This window comes from Chelativorans petroleitrophicus (assembly GCF_025398195.1).
Lineage (GTDB): Bacteria > Pseudomonadota > Alphaproteobacteria > Rhizobiales > Rhizobiaceae > Chelativorans > Chelativorans petroleitrophicus.
Genome location: NZ_JAODNV010000008.1, coordinates 79,448 through 99,556, shown reverse-complemented (window position 1 = coordinate 99,556; position 20,109 = coordinate 79,448). Strand labels below are relative to the sequence as shown.

Annotated in this window: 17 protein-coding genes and 1 pseudogene; 3 read left to right on the top strand and 15 right to left on the bottom strand. The window is 65.0% G+C overall.

The genetic code is table 11. From position 1 onward, the window contains the following. Nucleotide 1: 1 nt before the first annotated feature. Together NYR54_RS07880 and NYR54_RS07875 are read right to left on the bottom strand one after the other, a co-directional pair. Nucleotides 2-1,189 carry a glycine C-acetyltransferase gene (locus tag NYR54_RS07880; protein WP_261515069.1) on the bottom strand — a complete coding sequence of 396 codons (1,188 nt, stop codon included), beginning with the start codon at nucleotides 1,187-1,189 and terminating at the stop codon, nucleotides 2-4. A gap of 273 nt (nucleotides 1,190-1,462) precedes the next feature. After that, nucleotides 1,463-2,659: an acyl-CoA dehydrogenase gene (locus tag NYR54_RS07875; protein ID WP_261515067.1), complete on the bottom strand. Its 1,197-nt coding sequence runs from the start codon at nucleotides 2,657-2,659 to the stop codon at nucleotides 1,463-1,465. A 114-nt stretch (nucleotides 2,660-2,773) separates the two neighbouring features. Between NYR54_RS07875 and mutL the strand changes: the two genes are divergently transcribed. Then, a complete protein-coding gene (gene mutL / locus NYR54_RS07870; protein ID WP_261515213.1) occupies nucleotides 2,774-4,642 on the top strand; it encodes a DNA mismatch repair endonuclease MutL in 1,869 nt (622 codons plus the stop codon). A 72-nt stretch (nucleotides 4,643-4,714) separates the two neighbouring features. Next, the gene (locus tag NYR54_RS07865; protein WP_261515066.1) at nucleotides 4,715-4,945 is read left to right on the top strand and encodes a DUF2093 domain-containing protein; all 231 of its coding nucleotides are present in this window, start codon (nucleotides 4,715-4,717) and stop codon (nucleotides 4,943-4,945) included. A 63-nt stretch (nucleotides 4,946-5,008) separates the two neighbouring features. On the opposite strand, the gene lpxK is transcribed toward NYR54_RS07865, so the two are convergent. The 9 genes and pseudogenes from lpxK to NYR54_RS07820 all read right to left on the bottom strand — a co-directional run. Further along, on the bottom strand, nucleotides 5,009-6,046 hold the full coding sequence (gene lpxK / locus NYR54_RS07860; protein WP_261515065.1) for a tetraacyldisaccharide 4'-kinase: 1,038 nt from the start codon (nucleotides 6,044-6,046) through the stop codon (nucleotides 5,009-5,011). Beyond that, nucleotides 6,043-7,371, bottom strand: a complete 1,329-nt coding sequence (waaA, locus tag NYR54_RS07855) for a lipid IV(A) 3-deoxy-D-manno-octulosonic acid transferase (protein WP_261515064.1) — start codon at nucleotides 7,369-7,371, stop codon at nucleotides 6,043-6,045. The genes lpxK and waaA overlap by 4 nt, the downstream gene beginning before the upstream one ends. Beyond that, entirely contained in the window at nucleotides 7,368-8,108 is a 741-nt protein-coding gene (locus NYR54_RS07850; protein WP_261515063.1) for a lysophospholipid acyltransferase family protein, read from the bottom strand. The genes waaA and NYR54_RS07850 overlap by 4 nt, the downstream gene beginning before the upstream one ends. A gap of 66 nt (nucleotides 8,109-8,174) precedes the next feature. After that, nucleotides 8,175-8,426 carry a DUF4170 domain-containing protein gene (locus NYR54_RS07845; protein ID WP_261515062.1) on the bottom strand — a complete coding sequence of 84 codons (252 nt, stop codon included), beginning with the start codon at nucleotides 8,424-8,426 and terminating at the stop codon, nucleotides 8,175-8,177. Nucleotides 8,427-8,572: 146 nt separating this feature from the next. Beyond that, a complete protein-coding gene (locus tag NYR54_RS07840; RefSeq protein WP_261515061.1) occupies nucleotides 8,573-9,370 on the bottom strand; it encodes a 3'(2'),5'-bisphosphate nucleotidase CysQ in 798 nt (265 codons plus the stop codon). Further along, entirely contained in the window at nucleotides 9,357-10,700 is a 1,344-nt protein-coding gene (locus tag NYR54_RS07835; protein ID WP_261515060.1) for a TldD/PmbA family protein, read from the bottom strand. Before NYR54_RS07835 ends, NYR54_RS07840 begins: the two co-directional genes overlap by 14 nt. A gap of 140 nt (nucleotides 10,701-10,840) precedes the next feature. Further along, nucleotides 10,841-11,737, bottom strand: a complete 897-nt coding sequence (locus NYR54_RS07830; RefSeq protein ID WP_261515059.1) for a patatin-like phospholipase family protein — start codon at nucleotides 11,735-11,737, stop codon at nucleotides 10,841-10,843. A gap of 67 nt (nucleotides 11,738-11,804) precedes the next feature. Next, nucleotides 11,805-12,359: a 16S rRNA (guanine(966)-N(2))-methyltransferase RsmD gene (rsmD, locus tag NYR54_RS07825; RefSeq protein ID WP_261515058.1), complete on the bottom strand. Its 555-nt coding sequence runs from the start codon at nucleotides 12,357-12,359 to the stop codon at nucleotides 11,805-11,807. 291 nt (nucleotides 12,360-12,650) lie between these two features. Further along, nucleotides 12,651-13,523: pseudogene (locus tag NYR54_RS07820) on the bottom strand (pseudouridine synthase); the annotation flags it as partial. A gap of 100 nt (nucleotides 13,524-13,623) precedes the next feature. On the opposite strand from NYR54_RS07820, the gene NYR54_RS07815 reads away from it, so the two are divergent. After that, a complete protein-coding gene (locus NYR54_RS07815) occupies nucleotides 13,624-14,073 on the top strand; it encodes a nucleoside deaminase (protein ID WP_261515212.1) in 450 nt (149 codons plus the stop codon). Between the two features lie 12 nt (nucleotides 14,074-14,085). On the opposite strand, the gene NYR54_RS07810 is transcribed toward NYR54_RS07815, so the two are convergent. The 4 genes from NYR54_RS07810 to NYR54_RS07795 all read right to left on the bottom strand — a co-directional run bounded on the left by NYR54_RS07810 (nucleotide 14,086) and on the right by NYR54_RS07795 (nucleotide 20,068). Further along, nucleotides 14,086-14,724 carry a hypothetical protein gene (locus NYR54_RS07810; RefSeq protein ID WP_261515057.1) on the bottom strand — a complete coding sequence of 213 codons (639 nt, stop codon included), beginning with the start codon at nucleotides 14,722-14,724 and terminating at the stop codon, nucleotides 14,086-14,088. A 204-nt stretch (nucleotides 14,725-14,928) separates the two neighbouring features. Next, on the bottom strand, nucleotides 14,929-17,871 hold the full coding sequence (gene ileS / locus NYR54_RS07805) for an isoleucine--tRNA ligase (protein ID WP_261515056.1): 2,943 nt from the start codon (nucleotides 17,869-17,871) through the stop codon (nucleotides 14,929-14,931). Between the two features lie 340 nt (nucleotides 17,872-18,211). After that, nucleotides 18,212-19,198 (bottom strand): bifunctional riboflavin kinase/FAD synthetase, encoded by a 987-nt coding sequence (locus tag NYR54_RS07800; RefSeq protein WP_261515055.1) that lies wholly within the window; start codon nucleotides 19,196-19,198, stop codon nucleotides 18,212-18,214. A 9-nt stretch (nucleotides 19,199-19,207) separates the two neighbouring features. Continuing rightward, nucleotides 19,208-20,068, bottom strand: coding sequence for a TIGR01459 family HAD-type hydrolase (locus NYR54_RS07795; protein WP_423738592.1), 861 nt, complete (start codon nucleotides 20,066-20,068; stop codon nucleotides 19,208-19,210). Between the last annotated feature and the right edge of the window lie 41 nt (nucleotides 20,069-20,109).

The following is a 20,109-nucleotide window of genomic DNA, read 5'->3' as shown; positions in this document are numbered from 1 at the left end:
GTCAGGCGATCAGCCCTAGTTCCCGTCCTACGGCGGTAAAAGCCTCCACCGCGCGCTCGATGTCCGCCGGCGCGTGCGCGGCGGACATCTGGGTACGGATGCGTGCCTCGCCCTGCGGTACGACCGGATAGGAGAAGCCGATCACATAGATGCCGTGGTCGAGCAGGCGATCGGCCATCTGCGAGGCCAGGGCGGCGTCGCCCACCATGACGGGAATGATCGGATGGCCGCTGCCTACGAGCCTGAAGCCCGCCTTGGTCATCTTCTCACGGAACATGGCAGCGTTGTCGTAGAGCCTGCGGCGCAGCCCGTCTCCGTTCTCGATGAGGTCGAACACCTTGAGCGAGGCGGCGGCGATCACCGGCGCGAGCGTGTTGGAGAAGAGATAGGGGCGCGAGCGCTGGCGCAGCCACTCGACGATTTCCTTGCGGCTGCTCGTATAGCCGCCAGAGGCGCCGCCGAGCGCCTTGCCCAGCGTGCCGGTTATGATGTCCACCCGTCCTTCCACCCCGCAGGCCTCAGGCGTGCCGCGGCCACGCGCGCCCACGAAGCCCACTGCATGGCTGTCGTCCACCATCACCATGGCGTCGTATTTCTCGGCCAGATCGCAGATGCCCTTCAGATTGGCGATCACGCCGTCCATGGAGAACACGCCGTCCGTGGCGATCAGGCGGAAACGGGCGTCCTGCGCCTCCTTCAGCCGCGTCTCCAGTTCAGCCATGTCGTTGTTGGCGTAGCGCAGGCGCCGCGCCTTGCAGAGCCGGATGCCGTCGATGATGGAGGCATGGTTGAGCGCGTCCGAGATGACCGCATCTTCGGGTCCGAGAAGCGTTTCGAACAGGCCGGTATTCGCGTCGAAGCAGGACGAATAGAGGATGGTGTCCTCCATGCCGAGGAAGGACGAAATCCTTGCCTCCAGCGCCTTGTGCTCCTCCTGCGTGCCGCAGATGAAGCGTACGGAGGCCATGCCGTATCCGTAGCGGTCGAGCGCGGCCTTGGCCGCTTCACGCAGTTCCTCGTTGTCGGCGAGGCCCAGATAGTTGTTGGCGCAGAAATTGAGCACTTTCCTGCCGCCGCTCTCGATCTCGGCCGACTGCATGGAGGTGATCACGCGCTCCGACTTGTAGAGGCCGGCTTTCTTGAGCTCTTCGAGCTCGGCGGAGAGATGTTTGATGAAGGACGCGGTCATTTTTTTCGTACTCCGTCAGGCGGGTGCGACCCCTCTCTTGCAAATTCCAAGGGCTTGGCTTCGCCAAACCCAGGAATTTGCTTTCTCCCCCTCCAGGGGGAGAACAGGTGCTGCAGCACAGCATCTGCCAATCTCCAATGCCGGAGACTGGCGGTGAAGAACCCCGCCCTATCTCTCCCCTGGTGGGAGAGAAAGCGATTTCAACATCTTAGCGAAGTTAAGTGTTGGAAATCGCAAGTAAGAGGGCCCGCTCCAAGCCACCACAATCACCCCTCAATAGAACGCCTGCAAGCCGGTCTGGGCGCGGCCGAGGATGAGGGCGTGCACGTCGTGCGTGCCCTCATAGGTGTTGACCGTCTCCAGGTTCTGCGCATGCCGCATCACCGCATATTCGATCTGGATGCCGTTGCCGCCGTGCATGTCGCGCGCGGCACGGGCGATTTCAAGCGCCTTGCCGCAGTTGTTGCGTTTCACCAGGCTGATCATTTCCGGCGCGAAGCGGCCCTCGTCCATCAGCCGCCCCACCCGCAGCACCGCCTGAAGCCCGAGCGCGATCTCCGTCTGCATGTCGGCAAGCTTCTTCTGGTAAAGCTGCATCGCGGCAAGCGGCTTGCCGAACTGGCGGCGCTCCAGCCCATAGCGGCGCGCCCGGTGCCAACAGTCCTCCGCCGCCCCCATCACGCCCCAGGCGATGCCGTAGCGGGCGCGGTTCAGGCAGCCGAACGGCCCCTTGAGGCCGGAAACGCCCGGCAACAGGGCGTCTTCCGGCACTTCCACGCCGTCCATGACGATCTCGCCGGTGATCGAGGCGCGCAGGCTCAGCTTGCCGCCGATCTTCGGCGCGGAAAGGCCCTTCATGCCCTTCTCCAGCACGAAGCCGCGGATCTGGTTGTCGTGGGCGGCCGATTTCGCCCACACCACGAAGACGTCGGCGATCGGCGCGTTGGAGATCCACATCTTGGTACCGGTGAGGCGGTAGCCGCCGTCGATCCTCTCCGCCCGCGTCTTCATGGAGCCGGGATCGGAGCCGGCATCCGGCTCCGTCAGCCCGAAACAGCCGATCCATTCTCCCGCGGCGAGCTTCGGCAGGTATTTCTGCCGCTGCTCCTCCGAGCCATAGGCATGGATCGGATACATCACCAGCGAGGACTGCACGCTCATCATGGAGCGGTAGCCGGAATCGACGCGCTCCACCTCGCGCGCAACGAGGCCGTAGGAGACGTAGTTGGCGCCCACGCCGCCATATTCGGCGGGAATCGTGACGCCGAGCAGCCCCGCCGCTCCCATCTGGCGGAAGATTTCCGGGTCCGTCTCCTCGTTCATGTAGGCGTGCTCGATGCGCGGGGCGAGCTTGTCGGCGGCAAAGGCCGCCGCCGCATCGCGGATCATCCGCTCCTCGTCCGCCAGCTGGTCCTCGAAAAGAAAGGGGTCATCCCAGACGAAAGCCGTTTTGGGGTTGTTCGTGTTCATGCCGGCCCCTTCCTTGAACTGACAGTTGCTCGCAGTGCCGTGCGGAAGCAAGCACAAGTGGCCCGCCCGCGCAATGTCCTTCGCACATCAGCCGAATCCCCCTATCATCCGCTCATGGCCATCCGACAGCTATCTGAAACGATCATAAACCGTATTGCCGCCGGCGAGGTGATCGAGCGGCCTGCGAGCGTCGTGAAGGAGCTGGTCGAGAACGCGCTCGATGCCGGTGCGCGCCGTATAGAAGTGGCGACCGCCGGGGGCGGTCTGACGCTCATTCGCGTCATCGACGACGGCACCGGCATTCCGGCGGAGGAACTGCCGCTGGCTGTGGCGCGGCACTGCACCTCCAAGCTTTCGGACGACATAAACGATATCCGATCGCTGGGTTTCCGTGGCGAAGCGCTGCCGTCGATCGGCTCCGTAGCCCGGCTTGCGCTCCGCTCGCGAACGGCGGATGCGGACAGCGGCGCGGAAATCGTTCTGGAGGGCGGGCGCGCCGGGCCCGTGAGGCCTGTTGCGGCCAATCGCGGCACCACTGTGGAGGTGCGCGATCTCTTTTTCGCCACGCCGGCACGGCTCAAATTCATGAAGGGAACGCGCGCGGAAGCTTCGGCCATAACGGAGGTCGTCAAGCGCATCGCGCTTGCCTTTCCCGCTGTCCGCTTCACGCTTTCCGGCACGGACAGAACTACGCTGGACCTGCCCGCCGTGCCTGCGGACGGCGAGGGATTGCGGTTGCGCCTTGCCCAGATCCTCGGCCGGGAGTTCCCCGAAAACGCGCTTCCCATCGAGGCTGAGCGTGAGGGTGTCGCCCTTTCGGGCTACGTCTCCATTCCGTCGTTTTCCCGCGGCAATGCCCTGCACCAGTTTGCCTACGTGAACGGCAGGCCGGTGCGCGACAAGCTCATCGCCGGGGCCATCCGCGGGGCATATATGGATGTTCTGCCGCGCGACCGGCATGCGGTCACGGCGCTGTTTCTCTCCCTCAACCCGGCCTTGGTGGACGTCAACGTGCATCCGGCCAAGGCGGATGTGCGCTTCCGCGATCCCGGGCTGGTTCGCGGACTGATCGTGGGGGCGATCCGGCAGGCGCTGGAGGCAGGCGGCATACGCGCCTCCACGACGGGTGCCGCCGCCATGCTGAGCGCTTTCCGGGTGCCCGACCCGACGGCCCGTGGCCGGGACGGCAACGGTTCCGGGCATCGGCCATTTCCGCATGAGCAGCGGTACAGCGGGGGGTGGAGCCCCGCATCCTCGCCGAGCCGTCCGCTCGATGCCGATTTCGGCAACGCGCACAAGACCAACGGTTTCGCGGAGGCGCGCCAGGAGAGCTTCGAGGTAGGGGTGGCTGTCAGCGCCGACGCGCGTGCATCCGAGGCTCCCGTGCCGTCGGAACTGACGCGGCGGCCGCTAGGTGCGGCGCGCGCCCAGGTGCATGAAAACTACATTGTCGCCCAGACCGAGGATTCCCTCATCATCGTGGATCAGCACGCCGCCCACGAGCGGCTTGTCTATGAAGCGCTGAAGCAGGCGATCCATGCCCGGCCGCTGCCCACGCAGATGCTGCTCATGCCGGAGATCGTAGAACTGCCGGAAGAGGATGTCGAACGGCTCGCCGCCCATGCCGATCTGCTGGCGAGGCTGGGCCTCCGGCTGGAGCGGTTCGGTCCCGGCGCGGTCGCGGTGCGGGAAACTCCGGCCATGCTGGGCGAAGTCGATGCCGCCGGCCTCGTGCGAGACCTCGCCGATGAGATCGCTGAAAATGACACGGCCGAAAGCCTCAGGGAGCGCATCGACCGCATTGCCGCCACCATGGCTTGCCATGGCTCGGTGCGCGCCGGACGCAGGCTGAAGCCCGAGGAGATGAACGCCCTTCTGCGCCAGATGGAGGCGACGCCCGGCTCCGGCACGTGCAATCACGGGCGGCCGACCTATATCGAGCTCAAGCTTGGCGATATAGAGCGGCTGTTCGGGCGGCGATAAAGGCCGGCTCCGGCGGCTTGACGGGCGGCGCGAAATGTGGCGCATGGAGCCGATGCAAGAAGGGCAATCCGCATGAACCGTTTCGAGGGACCGGGCGCTCGGGAAGCGCGGGTTCGGTATCTGGACGGCGATTTTCAGGTGATCACGCCGGGCGCCTTCGTGCGCTGCGCGGTGACGGGCGAGGCCATTCCGCTGGAAGAGCTTAAATATTGGAGCGTCGCCCGCCAGGAGCCCTATCTGAACGCCGAGGTTTCGCTTAAGCGCGAACTGGAAATGAATCCTGATCTGCGGGCGCGGTGCTGAAAGGTGCGGGCTGGACGCCGGTACGGGATGTGACGGAACGAAAGTCCCGGGTGCAATATCCGGCTACGGAGTCTGCAGCATCCGCTCACGCCAGCGCTTCAGTGTTTCGCGGACAATGGCCTCCGCCGTGCCAACGCCATCGAAGACCGCCTCCACGGGCAGCGTCTTAACCGACGCGGCGAAGTCGAGCATGGCTTTCGATCCATGCTTCAGCCGCACTAGGTCCTTTTCCGTCGTCACCAGCTCGAGGCTGTTCGCGGCCGCTTCCGCTGCAAGCTCCGCCATCTCCTCCTCGCTGAAGGGGTGATGATCGGGAAAGGTGCGCGTGGAGACGATTACCGCCCCTACGTCGCGCAGCGTGTCATAGAACTTTTCTGGATTGCCGATGCCTGCAAAGGCGAGCACGCGCTGACCCTTGAGCCCCCGCGCGTTGCGGGGCCGCAAATGCGCCGAAAAGACGGGCCTGCCGGCCCGGGCGGCGCGGCGGATGACGATTTCTGCGGCATCGCCCGACCCCATCGTCAGAACGGCATCCGCGTGGCGCATCTGCTCGATGAGCGGCGCCCTGAGCGGCCCGCCCGGGATGACGTGCCCGTTGCCGAGCCCTCGGCGCGCATCGACGACGATCAGCGCGTAATCCATGTGGATGCGCGCGCTCTGGAAACCGTCGTCCATGATGATGAAATCGCAGCCTTCCTCCACGAGACGCCGCGCCCCTGCGGCGCGGTTTGCGCTGATGACGGTGGGCGCATGCCTTGCGAGCAGAAGAGGCTCGTCGCCCACCGCGCGCGCGCCGTCATGATCAGCATCGACAAGGTGCGGCCCCGTGATACCGCCGCCATAGCCGCGCGACAGGAAGCCTGCTTTCAGCTTCTGGCGCCTTGCCTCCTTGGCAAGCGCGATGGAAACCGGGGTCTTGCCCTCACCGCCGACGGTGAAATTGCCGACGCACAGCACCGCCGCCGGGATGGGCTCTCGCCGCGCCGTGGCCATGCGGCTGCCCGCCACAAGCCCGTACACCGCCGATAGGGGCCACAGCGCCCAGGCGCGCCAGTCCGCCTTCGTCCACCAGAAGGGCGGCGCTTCGCTGAGCCCGCTCATGCCTTGCGCGGCCCGCCATTGCCGCCTTCCAGGCGGCTTTTGACGATGAGCGGATGGATGAAGGGCTCGAGCGCCGCCAGCGTGCGCGGGAGTGCTCCCGACATGTCCTCCACCGTGGCCCTGCCCGCGGCGATCATGCGGGAGCGGAACTTGTCCTCCCGGAGGAGAAGGTTCACCGCCCCCGCCAGCATCTGTCCGTCACGAATCAGCTTGGCGCCACCTCTTTCGATGAGGCGCCGATAGGCGTCGCGGAAGTTCTGCACATTGGGTCCCGACAGCACGGCCGTGTCCAGCATCGCGGGCTCCAGCGGATTCTGCCCTCCTTCGCCCACGAGCGACCGGCCGACAAAGGCGATCTCGGTCAGCCTGAGGTAAAGGCCCATCTCGCCGATCGTGTCGCCCAGCAGAATGTCGGTCTCCGGCGTAAGGGCCTCCGCATTGCTGCGCAGCGCGACCTTCAGTCCGCGCGCTTCGAACGCGGCCTTGAGGTCCGCGGCCCGTTCCGGATGGCGCGGCACGATGATGGTCAGCAGATCGGGATAGCGCCTGCGCAGCATGCAGTGCACGTCGGCGGCAATCTCCTCTTCGCCCGCATGGGTGGAGACCGCGGCCCAGGTCTTGCGTCCGCCAATTGCCCGTCGCATGGCCGCGAGCACCTGCTCATCGACCGGCGGCCGCAGCGTGTCCACCTTCAGATTGCCCGAAACGGTGACGGGCCTCGCTCCCAGCCGGCGGAACCGCTCTCCATCCACTTCGGATTGCGCGACCACATGGGCGAGGTTTTCAAACAACGCCTCGGCCAGCGAGGGGCGCTTGCTCCATCGCTCGAAGGAGCGGTCGGACATACGGCCGTTCACCAGAACCTGCGGCACGCGGCGCGCGCCAAGCTCCAGAATGGTCATGGGCCAGATCTCCGATTCAGCGATGATCGCAAGATCCGGCTTCCAGTGATTCAGAAAGCGGCTGATGGCGGGCTTCAGGTCGAGCGGAACATATTGATGGGTGACCCGGTCGCCCAACCTTTCGGCCGCCACGCGCGCCGACGTCACCGTACCTGTCGTAAGCACGACGTTGATGCCGCTTGAAAGAAAATGCTCTATCAGCCCGAGCACCGCCATCGTCTCGCCCACGCTGGCAGCGTGCATCCAGATCAGCGGTCCAGGTGGGCGCGGCGCCGCCGCATAGCCGTAGCGTTCGTGCCTGCGCGCGCGGTCTTCTTTGCCCTTGCTTACGCGCCAGACGATATAGCCGCCGATGACTGGGTAAAGCGCGGCACCCGCCCAGCGATATGCGGTAAGCATTGCCCGGGCCCAGCGTTCGCTCATCGCGCACCGTCGCTTGAAGGAGGCCGTCCGTCGACGAGCGCATAGGCCTCGCGAATGGTTCGGTTGAGCTCATCCGTGACTTGCCGGCGCTTTGCTTCCATCTCCTTTTCGCCGGCATCGGCCGACACATGGATCGGCTTGCCGATGATGATGGCGCTGCGGCCGAAAGGCAGGTGCAGGGTCGTCTTGTCCCAGGTCTGCTCCAGCACCTTCCGGCGGCTTGTTGCAATCGCAACGGGCAGCACGGGCCGGCCGGACAGGCGCGCGAGTGTGACGATGCCAAGCCCCGCCTCTCGCGGTTTGCCGTGGGGGATGTCGGCGATCATGGCCACGTTGCAGCCGGCGTCGATGGTGCGTTTAAGCTGGATGAGTGCGGAAGCTCCACCCTTCTCGACCCTTTGCGCTCCCGCGCGTCCGCCCGAGCCGCGGACGATCTCGAAACCGAGCTTTTCCGCCACCAGCGCGTTCAGCTCCGCGTCCGCGCTGCGGGAGACCAGGGCCACGATCCTGTGCCCGCGCGGATACATCACAGGCGCAAGAAGATGCTGGCCGTGCCACATGGCGACAATGGCGGGCGAATAAGCGGCGATCGCCTCTTCCACGTCGCTTGACCCGGGCACGCGCGGGTTTGTGCGCTCGACCAGGCGAAGCGCGGCGGCGATGATGGAGGCGAGCACATTCTTCGCCACGCGGGAGCGGGCGAGCGGTTGACGGATGCGCTGCCACAGCGCCTTCATGACCCTCCGGCGGCGCCGCGGCTTCACCGACGGGCGTGAGCGCGCGAGCGCCTCGTTATCCATGGTTCAACCCCGGCCGGCTTTGTCCGTGTCCGGGTCGAGGAGGCGATGGAGATGCACGATAAAATAGCGCATATGGGCGTTATCCACCGTCTCCTGCGCCTTTGCTCTCCAGGCGGCTTCGGCTGATTTGTAGTCGCCAAAGATGCCGACAATGTCGAGCGCTTGGAGATCGCGAAACTCCGTTCCTCCAAGCGCCGTCAATTCACCACCGAAGACGAGATGGAGAAGCTGCTTCTTTTGCTTATCCTCGGCCATGGCACTCATCTCTTACCCTTTTAGGGAGGTTTTGTGGCGGCATTCCGCGCCCGGCCGAACCGCCGCTTCACGCGAAGCACCCGCCTTCATCTAAATGAATTCCTGTAGTTAGCCAACCATTTACACCGCGGGTGGCAATTAACACGCTACTCCTGGAGGCGGGCGACCACATCCGCCATGACCTGGAGCAGCGGTCCATGGCCCGCGGCAAGTGCCTCACGGCGCGGATCGGGTCCGGCATAGTGTGGTCGCCGCATGGCGCTATCGACGATGCTCCCGCCGGCCTCGGCAAGGATGATGTCCGCGGCCGCCAGATCCCAGTCATGGGAGGCGGGCTTGATGAAGGTGGCGTCCAGCTCGCCACGGGCCACCATCGCCAGCCGGTAGGCGAGGGAAGGAACGTAAGGATGCGGCGTCACGCGGGCATAGATGTCAGGCGGCAGGCGCTTCACCATTTTTTCGGGCCCCGCCATCGCGAAGGTTTCGCCTGCCTGCCTGACGGCGATGGGCTCGCCGTTGAGGCGGGCTCCGCCGCCCGACCAGGCGGTGAAGACCTCGCCAGTTGCCGGGCAGTCGAGCACGCCGGCGATTGCCCTCCCGTTCTCCACCAGTGCGATGCTGACGCACCAGGTGGCCTTGCCGGCGATGAAGGCGCGGGTCCCGTCGATGGGATCGACCACGAATGTGCGCGGAGCTGAAAGCCGCTCGGTCGTATCGGTGGTTTCCTCAGAGAGCCAGCCGTAATCCGGCCGGGCACCGAGGAGCGCGCGCCGCAGGAACTGGTCCACCTCCAGATCGGCCTGGCTCACGGGGGAGTGGCCTTCCTTCCACCACACCTCCGGCTCCCGGCGGAAAAAGCGCATCGCTATCGCGCCCGCCTCGCGGGCCGCCTCCTCGATCAGACTCAGTTCGTCCGTGGGGTTGACGGGCTCATTCGCCAGCAACGGTCATTCCCTCGATAAGCAAGGTCGGGGCAGCCGTGCCGTAGTTGCGGTCGAGGTCGTTCGCCGGCGTCATCCGCAGAAACATCTCCTTGAGATTTGAGGCGATGGTGACCTCCGACACCGGATAGGCGATGGCGCCGTTCTCGATCCAGAAGCCTGACGCGCCGCGGCTGTATTCGCCGGTCACGAGGTTGACACCCTGGCCGAACACCTCCGTGACGTAGAAGCCGCTTTGGATGGAGGAGATTAGATCTTCCGGCGAGGTCTCGCCCGGTTCTATGGCGAAATTGGTCGAAGACGGATTGACTGAGGAGGAGGCGCGCACGCCGCGTCCGTTGGTCTCAAGGCCAAGCTCGCGCGCGGAGGAGGTGGACAGGAGCCAGGCCGTCAGCACGCCCTTTTCCACGGGCGTAAGGCGTTCGCCCGCCACCCCTTCGCCATCGAAGGGGCGCGATGACTGGCCTCTTTTGCGGAACGGATCGTCCGTAACCGTCACGGCCGCCGAGGCGATCTGTTTTCCCATCATGTCGCGCAGGAAGCTCGTCTTGCGCGCAACCGAGGCGCCATTGATGGCGGCGGCGATATGGCCGGCGATGCCGCGAGCCACGCGTGGATCGTAGACCACGGGGAAGACGCCCGTTTTCACGCGGCGCGCGCCGAGCCGCCGGACGGCCCGCTCGCCGGCGGTGCGGCCGATCTTTTCCGGCGGGTCCAGATCGGCAAAATGGAGGCGGGAGGAATAGTCCCAGTCGCGCTCCATGGCTGTGCCTTCGCCGGCTATCACGCTGACGGACCGGGAGAAGCGCGTCGCGCGGTATTGGCCGACAAAGCCATGCGAGGTGGCAAGCACCAGGCCGCCCGAACCGGCCGATGCACCGGCGCCGGAGGAGTTGGTCACGCCCGGGACGGCAAGCGCGGCTTCTTCCGCGGCAAGCGCGTCTTCCTTCAGCCGCTCCGCCGTGACTTCCGTGTCGTCGATCAGATCGAGATCGGCGATCTCGCGCGCCAGACGGTCCGGATCAGCAAGACCCTGATAGGGGTCTTCCGGCGAGGCCTTGGCCATGGCGACGGCGCGCTCGGCAAGTGCCGCCGGGTCGGAGCCGACGGTTGCGGACACGCTTGCCACCCGCCTGCCGACGAAAACGCGCAACGACATGTCGTCGCTTTCCGAAGCGCCGGTGCCTTCCACCTTTCCGAATCGCACCGAGACGCTTGAAGAGCGGGCGCGCACCACCACCGCATCGGCAGCATCCGCTCCAGCGCGCTTTGCAGCCTCTACGAGGGCGCCGACGCGGTCGAGAAGGCTCTGGTCGTCATGGGAAGCATTCATGCTGGACCTTCAGGGTTGTGGCCGCCGGGCGGCGCAGTTGTGTGCCAATTTGGCGGAGAGGTGACACATTGCAAGACATGAGCGGCATTTATGGTCCGGCAGCCGTCGGTGCAATGGCGCTTGTGGCGCCGCATGCCTGCTTATGCCGCGCGCTTTTTCAGGATGGCCTCGACGCTGCGCTTCAATTCGTCCTTGATGGTGGCGGTCTCGGCCATGATCTCGTCCATCTTTAGGAAATCGAGGACGCGAAAGCCAGAGATTGCGGGCCGCAGCAGGATGTCCGGCCGCTTCTTCTCGAGCTTCATGGAAATGATGGACTGCATCATGAGCTGCGTGGTGCCGAACATCATCTCGATGGTGGAAGGCGTCTTGGGCGAGCGCACTGTGGGAGCGCCCACCACGTCCACGGCAATCAGGATATCCGCCGTTCCCTCAAGAAGGTCGAAGGGCACGGGATTGTAGATGCCGCCGTCAATCAGCGTCATGCCGTCGCGCAGGACCGGACGGAAAATGGATGGCAGCGCGGCCGAGGCGGCAAGGGCCGAGCGCAGCTCTCCCCGCTCGAAAACCGCGAGGCGATGGCCGTAGTAATCCGTCGCGGTCACCTTGAGAGGTATGGCAAGCTTCTCGAACACGTCGGGAATTTGCGGCGGTAGGAACGCTTTCAGGATGCGTTCGGCGTTGAATTGCCCGAGACGCAGGCCCCCTTCCATCATCTCCGCAAATCTGGCCGGACGGGCGCGCCAGATGCGGGCGGCCACCTCGGCCCTGCTGGACAGTACCGAACTTGCATAGGCGCGGATCTCGGTGCCGCGCATGCCGGCCGCCATTCCCGCGCCCATGATGGCGCCGATGGACGAGCCGGATATGGCGGCGGGCCGGATGCCCATCTCGTCCAGCGCCTCGATGACGTGGATATGCGCCAGCCCCCGCGCTCCGCCTCCGCCGAAGGCGACGGCGAAGGTCGGATAGCCGTCGCCGCTTCGGCTGGCGGGTGTCTCAGGTTTACGTTCGGATGCCGCCTTTGTCTTCGTCACGTCTGCGAGCTCCTTGATGCGGATGCAGATCGGGTACCACGTTTCGCTCCGCTGGCGGAAGCGCCGCTCAGGCCAGACCGCAAATGGTGAGCGTGGTCGTGGCGTAGGTGCGCCGCTCGTGAAGCACGATCCCGGCAGGCGGCTCGAAGGGCGTTGCTTCGGCCTCCTCCACTACGATCAGCGCGTCCTTCCGCAGCCAATGGCCGGCAAGCGCGGAAGCGATCGCCTTTTCGCTCAGTCCATGGCCGTAGGGCGGGTCGGCAAAGACGAGGCTGAAGGGCTGCATGGTGCCCACCGGTCCGAGATGCGTCGCATCGCGGCGGAAGATGCGTGTGCGCCCGGCAAGCCCAAGGCTTTCTATGTTCTGCCGCACCAAAGCGCGTGCGCTTGCCGCCTGTTCCACGAAAAGGCAGAAGGCGGCGCCCCGGGACAGTGCCTCGATGCCCAACGCGCCGGTGCCTGCGAAGAGATCCAGTACGCGCGCGCCTTCGATCGTGCCAGGATAGGCATGCTCCAGAATATTGAACAGCGCCTCGCGGGCTCGGTCTGTGGTGGGGCGGATCGCATCCGAATGCGGTGCCGCAAGCCGCCGTCCGCGAAAGCTGCCTCCAACTACGCGCATTGTTTCCTACTTCCGCCTCGATCCCTTGCCCGATTTCGCTTTGGAGCCCGCCGTCGGCCGCGCGCCTGGAGCCATCCACACATGAGTGCCACGCGAACGCGATTCACGTGGCCCTGCAGCGGCGCTCTTTTGTGGCATCTTTGAGCTGCGCTTTCCGGGAGGCTTCGTCTGCAGGCGCTCGCGCAACGCTTCGCGACGGTCCTGGCGGGCCTTTCTGTGCAGTTTCGGTTTTTTCTCAGCCGTACCGCGTTCAGGCGCGGCGGGCTTATCCGCCGGTTTCTTCTTCGCCTGGATGGGCTTGTTCGGCAGGGGACGCATGACCGGCGCGTCGAAATTGGCTCCGGCTTCCTTGATCAGGCGCGGGCCAAGCTGGTCGCGCAGGGTACGGCCCCTGACTTCCTGTACCGCGCCTTCCGGCAGTTCGCCAAGCTGGAACGGCCCGTAGGAGACGCGGATGAGCCGCGTGACCTCGAGGCCAAGCGCCCCCATCACATTCTTGACCTCGCGATTCTTCCCTTCTCGTAGGCCGACGGTGAGCCAGGCGTTGGAACCCTGCTGCCGGTCAAGCGTGGCGGTGATCGCGCCGTAGAAGACGCCGTCCACTGCAATCCCATGCTCGAGCTCCGCGAGCTTGAGCGGATCGACCTTGCCGTGCACGCGCACGCGGTAGCGCCGCAGCCAGCCGGTCGAAGGTAGTTCGAGCACGCGGGCGAGGCCGCCGTCATTCGTCAGAAGCAGCAGTCCTTCCGTGTTGATGTCGAGCCGGCCGACCGTGATAAGCCTCGGCAGGCCCTCCGGCAGGATGTCGAAAACCGTCTTGCGGCCTTCCGGATCGCGTGTCGTCGTGACGACGCCCGCCGGCTTGTGGAACAGAAACAGCCGCGTGCGCTCCACCGCGGGAATGGGTTCCCCGTCCACCTCGATGCGGTCCGAAGGCAGCACGTTGACGGCGGGCGAGCTGAGCCGCCTGCCGTTCACCTTCACTCGGCCGGCGGCAATCATGGCCTCCGCTTCGCGGCGCGAGGCGACCCCGGCGCGCGCGAGCCGCCGCGCGATGCGCTCGTCGCCCAGGCGGGCGGAAGCTTCAGCGCGCTGCTTCCGCTTTTCCTGCGATAGGGCGTCCGGCTTCGCGCGCCCTGCTTTTTGTTTCTTTTCGTCCGTCATGGTGGCGTTTGCCTTTCAGCGCGGCTAGGTATCAATTCGTCCTGAGCGTTGCGAGCAAAAAAGATTGGCCGAACGTCGATCGCATCTCTATGCCAGCTTCATGGATACCGCGCTTGAAGAGGCGCGGGCTGCGGCCGCGCGCGGCGAGGTGCCGGTGGGGGCCGTGATCGTGCGCGACGGCAGAATCCTAGCGCGCGCGGGAAACCGCACCCGCGAACTTGCCGACCCTACCGCACATGCCGAAATGCTCGTCATCCGGCAAGCCTGCCGCGAAGAGGGCTCCGAACGGTTAACGGGCGCCGATCTCTATGTGACGCTGGAGCCCTGCGCCATGTGCGCGGCGGCCATTTCATTCGCGCGCATCCGCCGGGTCTACTTTGCCGCCGCCGACGAGAAGGCCGGCGGCGTCATCCATGGCGGACGTTTCTTCAGCCAGCCGACCTGCCATCATGCGCCGGAGGTTTACGGGGGACTGGCCGAAAGCGAAGCGGCAGCGCTGCTCAAGGATTTCTTCGTGCTGCGCCGCGAGGCGCAGAACGGAGACCTCTAGGCGGCGGCAGGCCTAATTCAGCCAGGGGATGAGCCGGCGCAAGCCGCCCGACCCGCCGGCACTCTTGGCCGCGCGCTCCTTCTTCCACTCGTCCTCGCCCAGATCGTCGACCGGCGCGGTGGATGCCGGCTGACGCAGATCGAGCGGCGGGTCGCTGAGATAGCGGCGCGTGGTAGGGCTGCCTTGGTTGGCAATCTGCCTGCGGCGCAGGATTTCCGCGCGCTGCTCAGGCGATGTCGGTCCGATGACGCCGTCATTCGGGTCTTCCCAGGTTGTCGGCTGGCTGTCTCTGGGCAGGTCCCGAATGATGTTGGGCCGGTAACGCGGATTGTCCTGGTTGGCCGTCGCTTCCGCTCGGATTCGCGCCAGCCGCTCTTCGGGGGACTCGGGCCAGGCCGGATTGTTGGTCGAGGCGATGCTCTCCTGCGGCGGCGGCAGCACCTCCAAGGAAGGCGGTTTGACGAGCTCCGGACGTGGCTTGTAGTCGATCTGCGGCCCCCGCTTGGGAGCCAGCGACAGGACGCCCGTGACATCCTCCAGCAGCTGCTGTTCGGCCGTAACGCCGGTGCCGTAGGTGGGGCTGCCACAGCCGGCAAGCGCAACCGCCGAAAACACGAGCGCGACACCCGTCCATCCGGCCTTTGCGCGCATCTGTCCGCCGCGGATGCGTGCGCCGCAATCACAAAACTTCAACGTTAGTACTCCCCGGCGCCTTTGCTGACGTTCCGCCTCGCATTCGCCCAGAAATCAGACGAGATGATGGCGCTTGCTTATAGGCCTTTTATCGGACGAACCGCCGCGACGCAACGGCGGCCATCCGCGTAAACCGGTCGGGGAGGGCGGCGGATGCCGTCCTCACCCGAGCCTGCCGAGGGCCCGCAATTCGCGCAGCGCGGCCGCGTCCCGCGCCGAGACATCCGGAAAGTCGGGATCAGAGCCCACGTCCTCCGTGTAGCGCCAGGAGCGGGCGCATTTCTTGCCGCTTGCACGCCGGAATACGACGGCGACGCCCTTCACATCTTCCAGCGTAAAGGCATCGGCCGGGGGCGCATCGTCGCGGATTTCGATGCCGCTGGTGATGGCAACCTCGGCCATGTCGACATCGCGGATCGCTTCCTTGAGGTCGGGATCGGTAACATGAACCACGGGTGCGGCTTCCAGCGAGGAGCCGATGGTCTTCTCCTTGCGTTCGATCTCCAGCGCGCCGGTGATGACGCGGCGGACCTGGCGCACTTTGCGCCATTTCTCCGCCAGTGTCTCGTCGCGCCAGGCCGAGGGCACCTCCGGGAACTGCGCCAGATGCACCGACTCGGCCTGCGGATAGCGTTCAAGCCAGGCCTCCTCCATGGTGAAGGGCAGCATGGGCGCCATCCATGTCACCAGGCAGTCGAAGAGCTGGCGCACCACCTGAAGGGCCGCCTTGCGGCGGATGCTTGAGGGTGCGTCGCAGTAAAGGGCATCCTTGCGCACGTCGAAATAGAAGGCGGAAAGCTCCACCACCATGAAGTCGATGAGCGCGCGCATGATGCGCTTGAAGTCGAAATTGTCGTATCCCTTGCGCACCACCTGATCGAGCTCGACAAGCCGGTGCAGCATCAGCCGCTCCAGTTCCGGCATCTCGGCGAGCGGAACATTCTCGCCCTCGTCATGCGCCAGGGTGCCCAGCATCCAGCGGATCGTGTTCCTGAGCTTGCGATAGGCGTCGATATTGGTCTGCAGGATGTTCTGGCCGAGCCGCTGGTCCTCCCAGTAATCGGTGGTGACCACCCAAAGGCGCAGGATATCGGCACCGGACTTGGCCATCACATCCTGAGGCACGACGGTGTTGCCGAGCGACTTCGACATCTTGCGGCCTTCCTCATCCATGGTGAAGCCATGGGTGATGACCGTGTCGTAAGGTGCGCGTCCGCGCGTGCCGCAGGATTCGAGCAGCGAGGAATGGAACCAGCCGCGATGCTGGTCGGAGCCTTCGAGATAGACGTCCGCCGGCCACTTGAGGTCCGGCCGGTCCTCGAGCGTGAAGGCATGCGTGGAGCCGGAATCGAACCAGACGTCGAGGATGTCCTTGACCTGCGTCCAGCGGTCTTGGTCGTCGCGGCCTTCCAGGAACCGCTCCTTGGCGCCTTCCGCAAACCAGGCATCAGCGCCTTCCTTCTCGAAGGCGTCAAGAATGCGGGCGTTGACCACCTCGTCCTTGAGAATTTCGCCATCCTCATCGACGAATACGCAGATGGGAACGCCCCAGGCGCGCTGGCGCGAAAGCACCCAGTCGGGCCGTTCCTCGATCATGGCGCGAAGGCGCGTCTGGCCGGCGGCGGGCACGAAGCGGGTTTCGTCAATGGCCTTGAGCGCGCGTGAGCGCAGCGTGGTGCCATCGCCCAGTTCCTTGTCCATATGGACGAACCATTGTGGCGTGTTGCGGAAGATGACGGGCTTCTTCGAACGCCAGGAATGCGGGTACTGATGCTTCAGCCGCCCGCGCGCGAAGAGCATGTTCTTTTCAATAAGCGCGTCTATGACGGCCTTGTTTGCGTCGCCCTTCTTGCCCTTGTCGTCAATGACGCGGGCCGGGCCGCCGGGACGGTCCGGGCCGAAGCCGGGCGCGTCCTTGGTGAAGAAACCGGCATCATCCACGGTGAAGGGGATGGCGGTGTCGATGCGGCGTTCTTGAAGCTCGCGTGCGTTCTCCATCCAGACGTCGAAGTCCTCCCGACCGTGGCCGGGTGCCGTGTGCACGAAGCCCGTACCGGCATCGTCGGTGACGTGATCGCCGGGAAGGAGAGGCACGGGGAATTCGTAGCCGCCGCCGAGGCCCTTTAATGGATGAGAGCAGGTGAGCGGAAAAAGCTCCCCCGGTTCCAAATCGCGCAGCTTTCGGTACTGCAACTTTGCTTTTGCGAAAGACTCCTCAGCCAACACATCTGCAAAGATCAGCTTTTCGCCCGGCTGTGGGCCGAAATCGTTCTCAGCCGCTGTGACTTCATAGAGACCGTAGGTGATGCGTGGCGAATATGAGATCGCGCGGTTGCCAGGGATCGTCCAGGGCGTGGTCGTCCAGATGACCACATACGCATCCATAAGATCGTGCACGGATTTGTCGTCTGGATCATGGTGCGCGGATCGAACCGGAAACTTCACCCAGATCGTATCGCTCTCATAGTCGTGATACTCGACCTCGGCCTCGGCAAGCGCCGTCCGCTCCACCACCGACCACATCACCGGCTTCGAGCCGCGATAGAGCTGGCCGGACATGGCGAATTTCAGAAGCTCGCCGGCGATGCGGGCTTCCGCGTGATAGTCCATGGTGAGGTATGGGTTCTTGAAATCGCCCACCACGCCGAGGCGCTGGAATTCCTCCGCCTGAACCTTGATCCAGTGCTCGGCGAATTCGCGGCATTCCCTGCGGAACTCGTTGATCGGCACCTCGTCCTTGTTCTTGCCCTTGGCGCGATACTGTTCCTCGATCTTCCATTCGATGGGCAGGCCGTGGCAGTCCCAGCCGGGCACGTAGTTCGAGTCATAGCCGCGCATCTGGAAGGAGCGGGTGATGACGTCCTTCAGCACCTTGTTGAGCGCGTGGCCGATATGGATGTTGCCGTTTGCGTAGGGTGGGCCGTCATGCAGCACGAAGAGCGGCCGCCCCTTCGCGTCCTCGCGCAGCTTCCGGTAGAGGTCCATCTCCTGCCACCGCGCGACGATCTCCGGCTCCTTCTGCGGCAGCCCCGCGCGCATGGGAAAGTTGGTCTGCGGCAGATAGAGGGTCTTTGAATAATCCAGCTTTTCGGACGGTTCGCTCATTGTTTCGCCATGGAAAGCACGGGTAGCCAGATGGCCCCGTCGACAACAGTATCAAGAGGCGGATGGCGCATGACGGTGCGCGAGAAACCCCGGACCTTCCGCAGCGCTCAGGCTGTCCGGAAGGCCGGGCCGGTAATTCGTATCAGAAACGGTATAGGGCCAGTGTCCATGGCTGGCGCTTTTAGCCGAGGCGGCGGCAAGAATAAAGGGGAGGGGAGCGAATAGAGGAAAGTGGCGAATAGCGAAGTAGTGAATAGGGATGGTGTTGACATACGAACAAGCGCAGATCCAGTCGCACTGTCCCCTATTTCCCGCTCACTGCTCGCTACTCGCTATTTCGCTACTCACTAAAACTCATCCTCCCATCCAGCGCCGAAAGCGGCCGGACGCCTGAAAGCAGCGCCCGCGCCTCCGCCTCATCGCGCTTCATCTGCTCGATGAGCGCGTCGACCCCGTCGAACTTTTCCTCTCCGCGAAGGAAGCCGAAGAAGGATACCGCGCAGGTCTCGCTGTAAAGATCGCCGTCGAAATCGAACAGGAAGGTTTCAAGCAGGGCCGCGCCGTCCTCCGTCACGGTGGGGCGCCGGCCAAAGCTCGCGACGCCGTCATAAAGGCTGCCGTCGGCACGGCGGAAGCGCACGGCGTAGATGCCATGGGCGAGGGCCGTTTCCTCGGGAAGGGCCATATTGGCCGTGGGAAAGCCCAGCATGCGGCCAAGCTTCGCGCCGTCGCGCACCGTCGCCTCCACCGTGTAGCGGTAGCCGAGCAGCCCGGCCGCTTCCGCCACTCGACCTTGGGTAAGGAGCGCGCGGATGCGGCTGGAAGAGACGATTTCGCCGCTCTCGTCGGAAAAGGCCTCGACCAGGCATACGCCGAAGCCCAATCGCTTTCCCGCCTCCTGAAGCGTTTCGGGCGTTCCGCCCCGGTCCCTGCCGAAGTGGAAATCGAACCCGGTCACCACATGGCTGACATCAAGGCCGCTCAGCAGCACGTCCGTGATGAAGCGTTCGGCGGGAAGCTGCGAGAAGTCGCGGTCGAAGGGCTGCTCCACCACGGCCTGAAAACCGAGCGCCTCGATGAGGCGCGCCTTCATGGGCGCCGGCGTCAGCCGGTAGAGGGGAATGTCCGGCCGGAAGACCTGGCGCGGATGCGGTTCGAAGGTGAGCACCACGGCCGGCGCCTGATTGGCCTCCGCGAGCTCCAGCGTGCGCGAGAGCACAGCCTGATGGCCGCGATGCACCCCGTCGAAATTGCCGATCGCCACTACGCCTTTGCGCAGGTGCGGGGGAAAGCTTTCGATGCCGGAAATGCGTGAGAATGCCACCACGGCCGTTCTCTACACCAATCGGTCGATGACCGCCACAGGCTGATGGCCATGCTTTTCGAGAAAGGCGGAGAGGAGGGCCGGATCCAGCCTGCCATCCTTTTGATACTCGGCGATGTGAATTCCGCTTGCCACATAAAGCACGTCGATACCCATGCCGGCCGCGCCCTTCAGGTCGGTGAGCGCGCCGTCGCCTATGGCAAGGGTGTCGTCCGGCCCGACGGTGCGGCCCAGCACTTCGCTCGCCGCCTCGAATGCCGCCTCGTAGATCGGCCGGAAGGGCTTGCCGGCGATCAGGGTGCGCCCACCAAGAAGCCCGTATTCGCGCGCGAGCGCGCCGGCGCAGTAGATGAGCCGGTCGCCCCGCTCCACCACAATGTCCGGATTGGCGCAGATGAAGGGCAGGTTACGCGCGCGCAGCCGGGCCAGAAGCTCGGCATAGTCCTCCGGGGTTTCCGTCTCGTCGTCGAAGGGCCCAGTGCACACCACGGCGTCCGCCTCGAACTCCTCCACCAGCTCGACATCGATGCCTTCATAGATCGTCAGATCCCGGTCCGGCCCGATATGAAAGATTTTGCGCGGCGCCTCGCGTATGAGGTTTCGCGTCACGTCGCCGGAGGTCACCACACGGTCCCAGCTTTCGTCGGGCACGCCCAGGAGCCTCAACTGCTCTTCCACGTGCTCGTGCGGCCGCGGTGCATTGGTGATCAGCACCACCGCCTTGCCCTGCGCGCGCATACGGCTTAACGCTGCGGTGGCCTGCGGGAAGGCTCGCACGCCATTGTGGACCACGCCCCAGACGTCGGACAGGATCGTCTGATAGGGTGCGGCGACAGCATCAAGGCTTTCGATCATGGCCGGCGGTTGCGGCATGGGGGCTCCTCAATCATCCAGGCCGGAGATGCCGGCCGGCA

Excerpts from the sequence above, each read along its gene's own strand:
- NYR54_RS07880 (WP_261515069.1), bottom strand. The coding sequence starts at position 1,189 with ATGACCGCGTCCTTCATCAAACATCTCTCCGCCGAGCTCGAAGAGCTC.
- NYR54_RS07875 (WP_261515067.1), bottom strand. The coding sequence starts at position 2,659 with ATGAACACGAACAACCCCAAAACGGCTTTCGTCTGGGATGACCCCTTT.
- mutL (WP_261515213.1), top strand. The coding sequence starts at position 2,774 with ATGGCCATCCGACAGCTATCTGAAACGATCATAAACCGTATTGCCGCC.
- NYR54_RS07865 (WP_261515066.1), top strand. The coding sequence starts at position 4,715 with ATGAACCGTTTCGAGGGACCGGGCGCTCGGGAAGCGCGGGTTCGGTAT.
- lpxK (WP_261515065.1), bottom strand. The coding sequence starts at position 6,046 with ATGAGCGGGCTCAGCGAAGCGCCGCCCTTCTGGTGGACGAAGGCGGAC.
- waaA (WP_261515064.1), bottom strand. The coding sequence starts at position 7,371 with ATGAGCGAACGCTGGGCCCGGGCAATGCTTACCGCATATCGCTGGGCG.
- NYR54_RS07850 (WP_261515063.1), bottom strand. The coding sequence starts at position 8,108 with ATGAAGGCGCTGTGGCAGCGCATCCGTCAACCGCTCGCCCGCTCCCGC.
- NYR54_RS07845 (WP_261515062.1), bottom strand. The coding sequence starts at position 8,426 with ATGGCCGAGGATAAGCAAAAGAAGCAGCTTCTCCATCTCGTCTTCGGT.
- NYR54_RS07835 (WP_261515060.1), bottom strand. The coding sequence starts at position 10,700 with ATGAATGCTTCCCATGACGACCAGAGCCTTCTCGACCGCGTCGGCGCC.
- rsmD (WP_261515058.1), bottom strand. The coding sequence starts at position 12,359 with ATGCGCGTAGTTGGAGGCAGCTTTCGCGGACGGCGGCTTGCGGCACCG.
- NYR54_RS07815 (WP_261515212.1), top strand. The coding sequence starts at position 13,624 with ATGGATACCGCGCTTGAAGAGGCGCGGGCTGCGGCCGCGCGCGGCGAG.
- NYR54_RS07810 (WP_261515057.1), bottom strand. The coding sequence starts at position 14,724 with ATGCGCGCAAAGGCCGGATGGACGGGTGTCGCGCTCGTGTTTTCGGCG.
- ileS (WP_261515056.1), bottom strand. The coding sequence starts at position 17,871 with ATGAGCGAACCGTCCGAAAAGCTGGATTATTCAAAGACCCTCTATCTG.
- NYR54_RS07795 (WP_423738592.1), bottom strand. The coding sequence starts at position 20,068 with ATGCCGCAACCGCCGGCCATGATCGAAAGCCTTGATGCTGTCGCCGCA.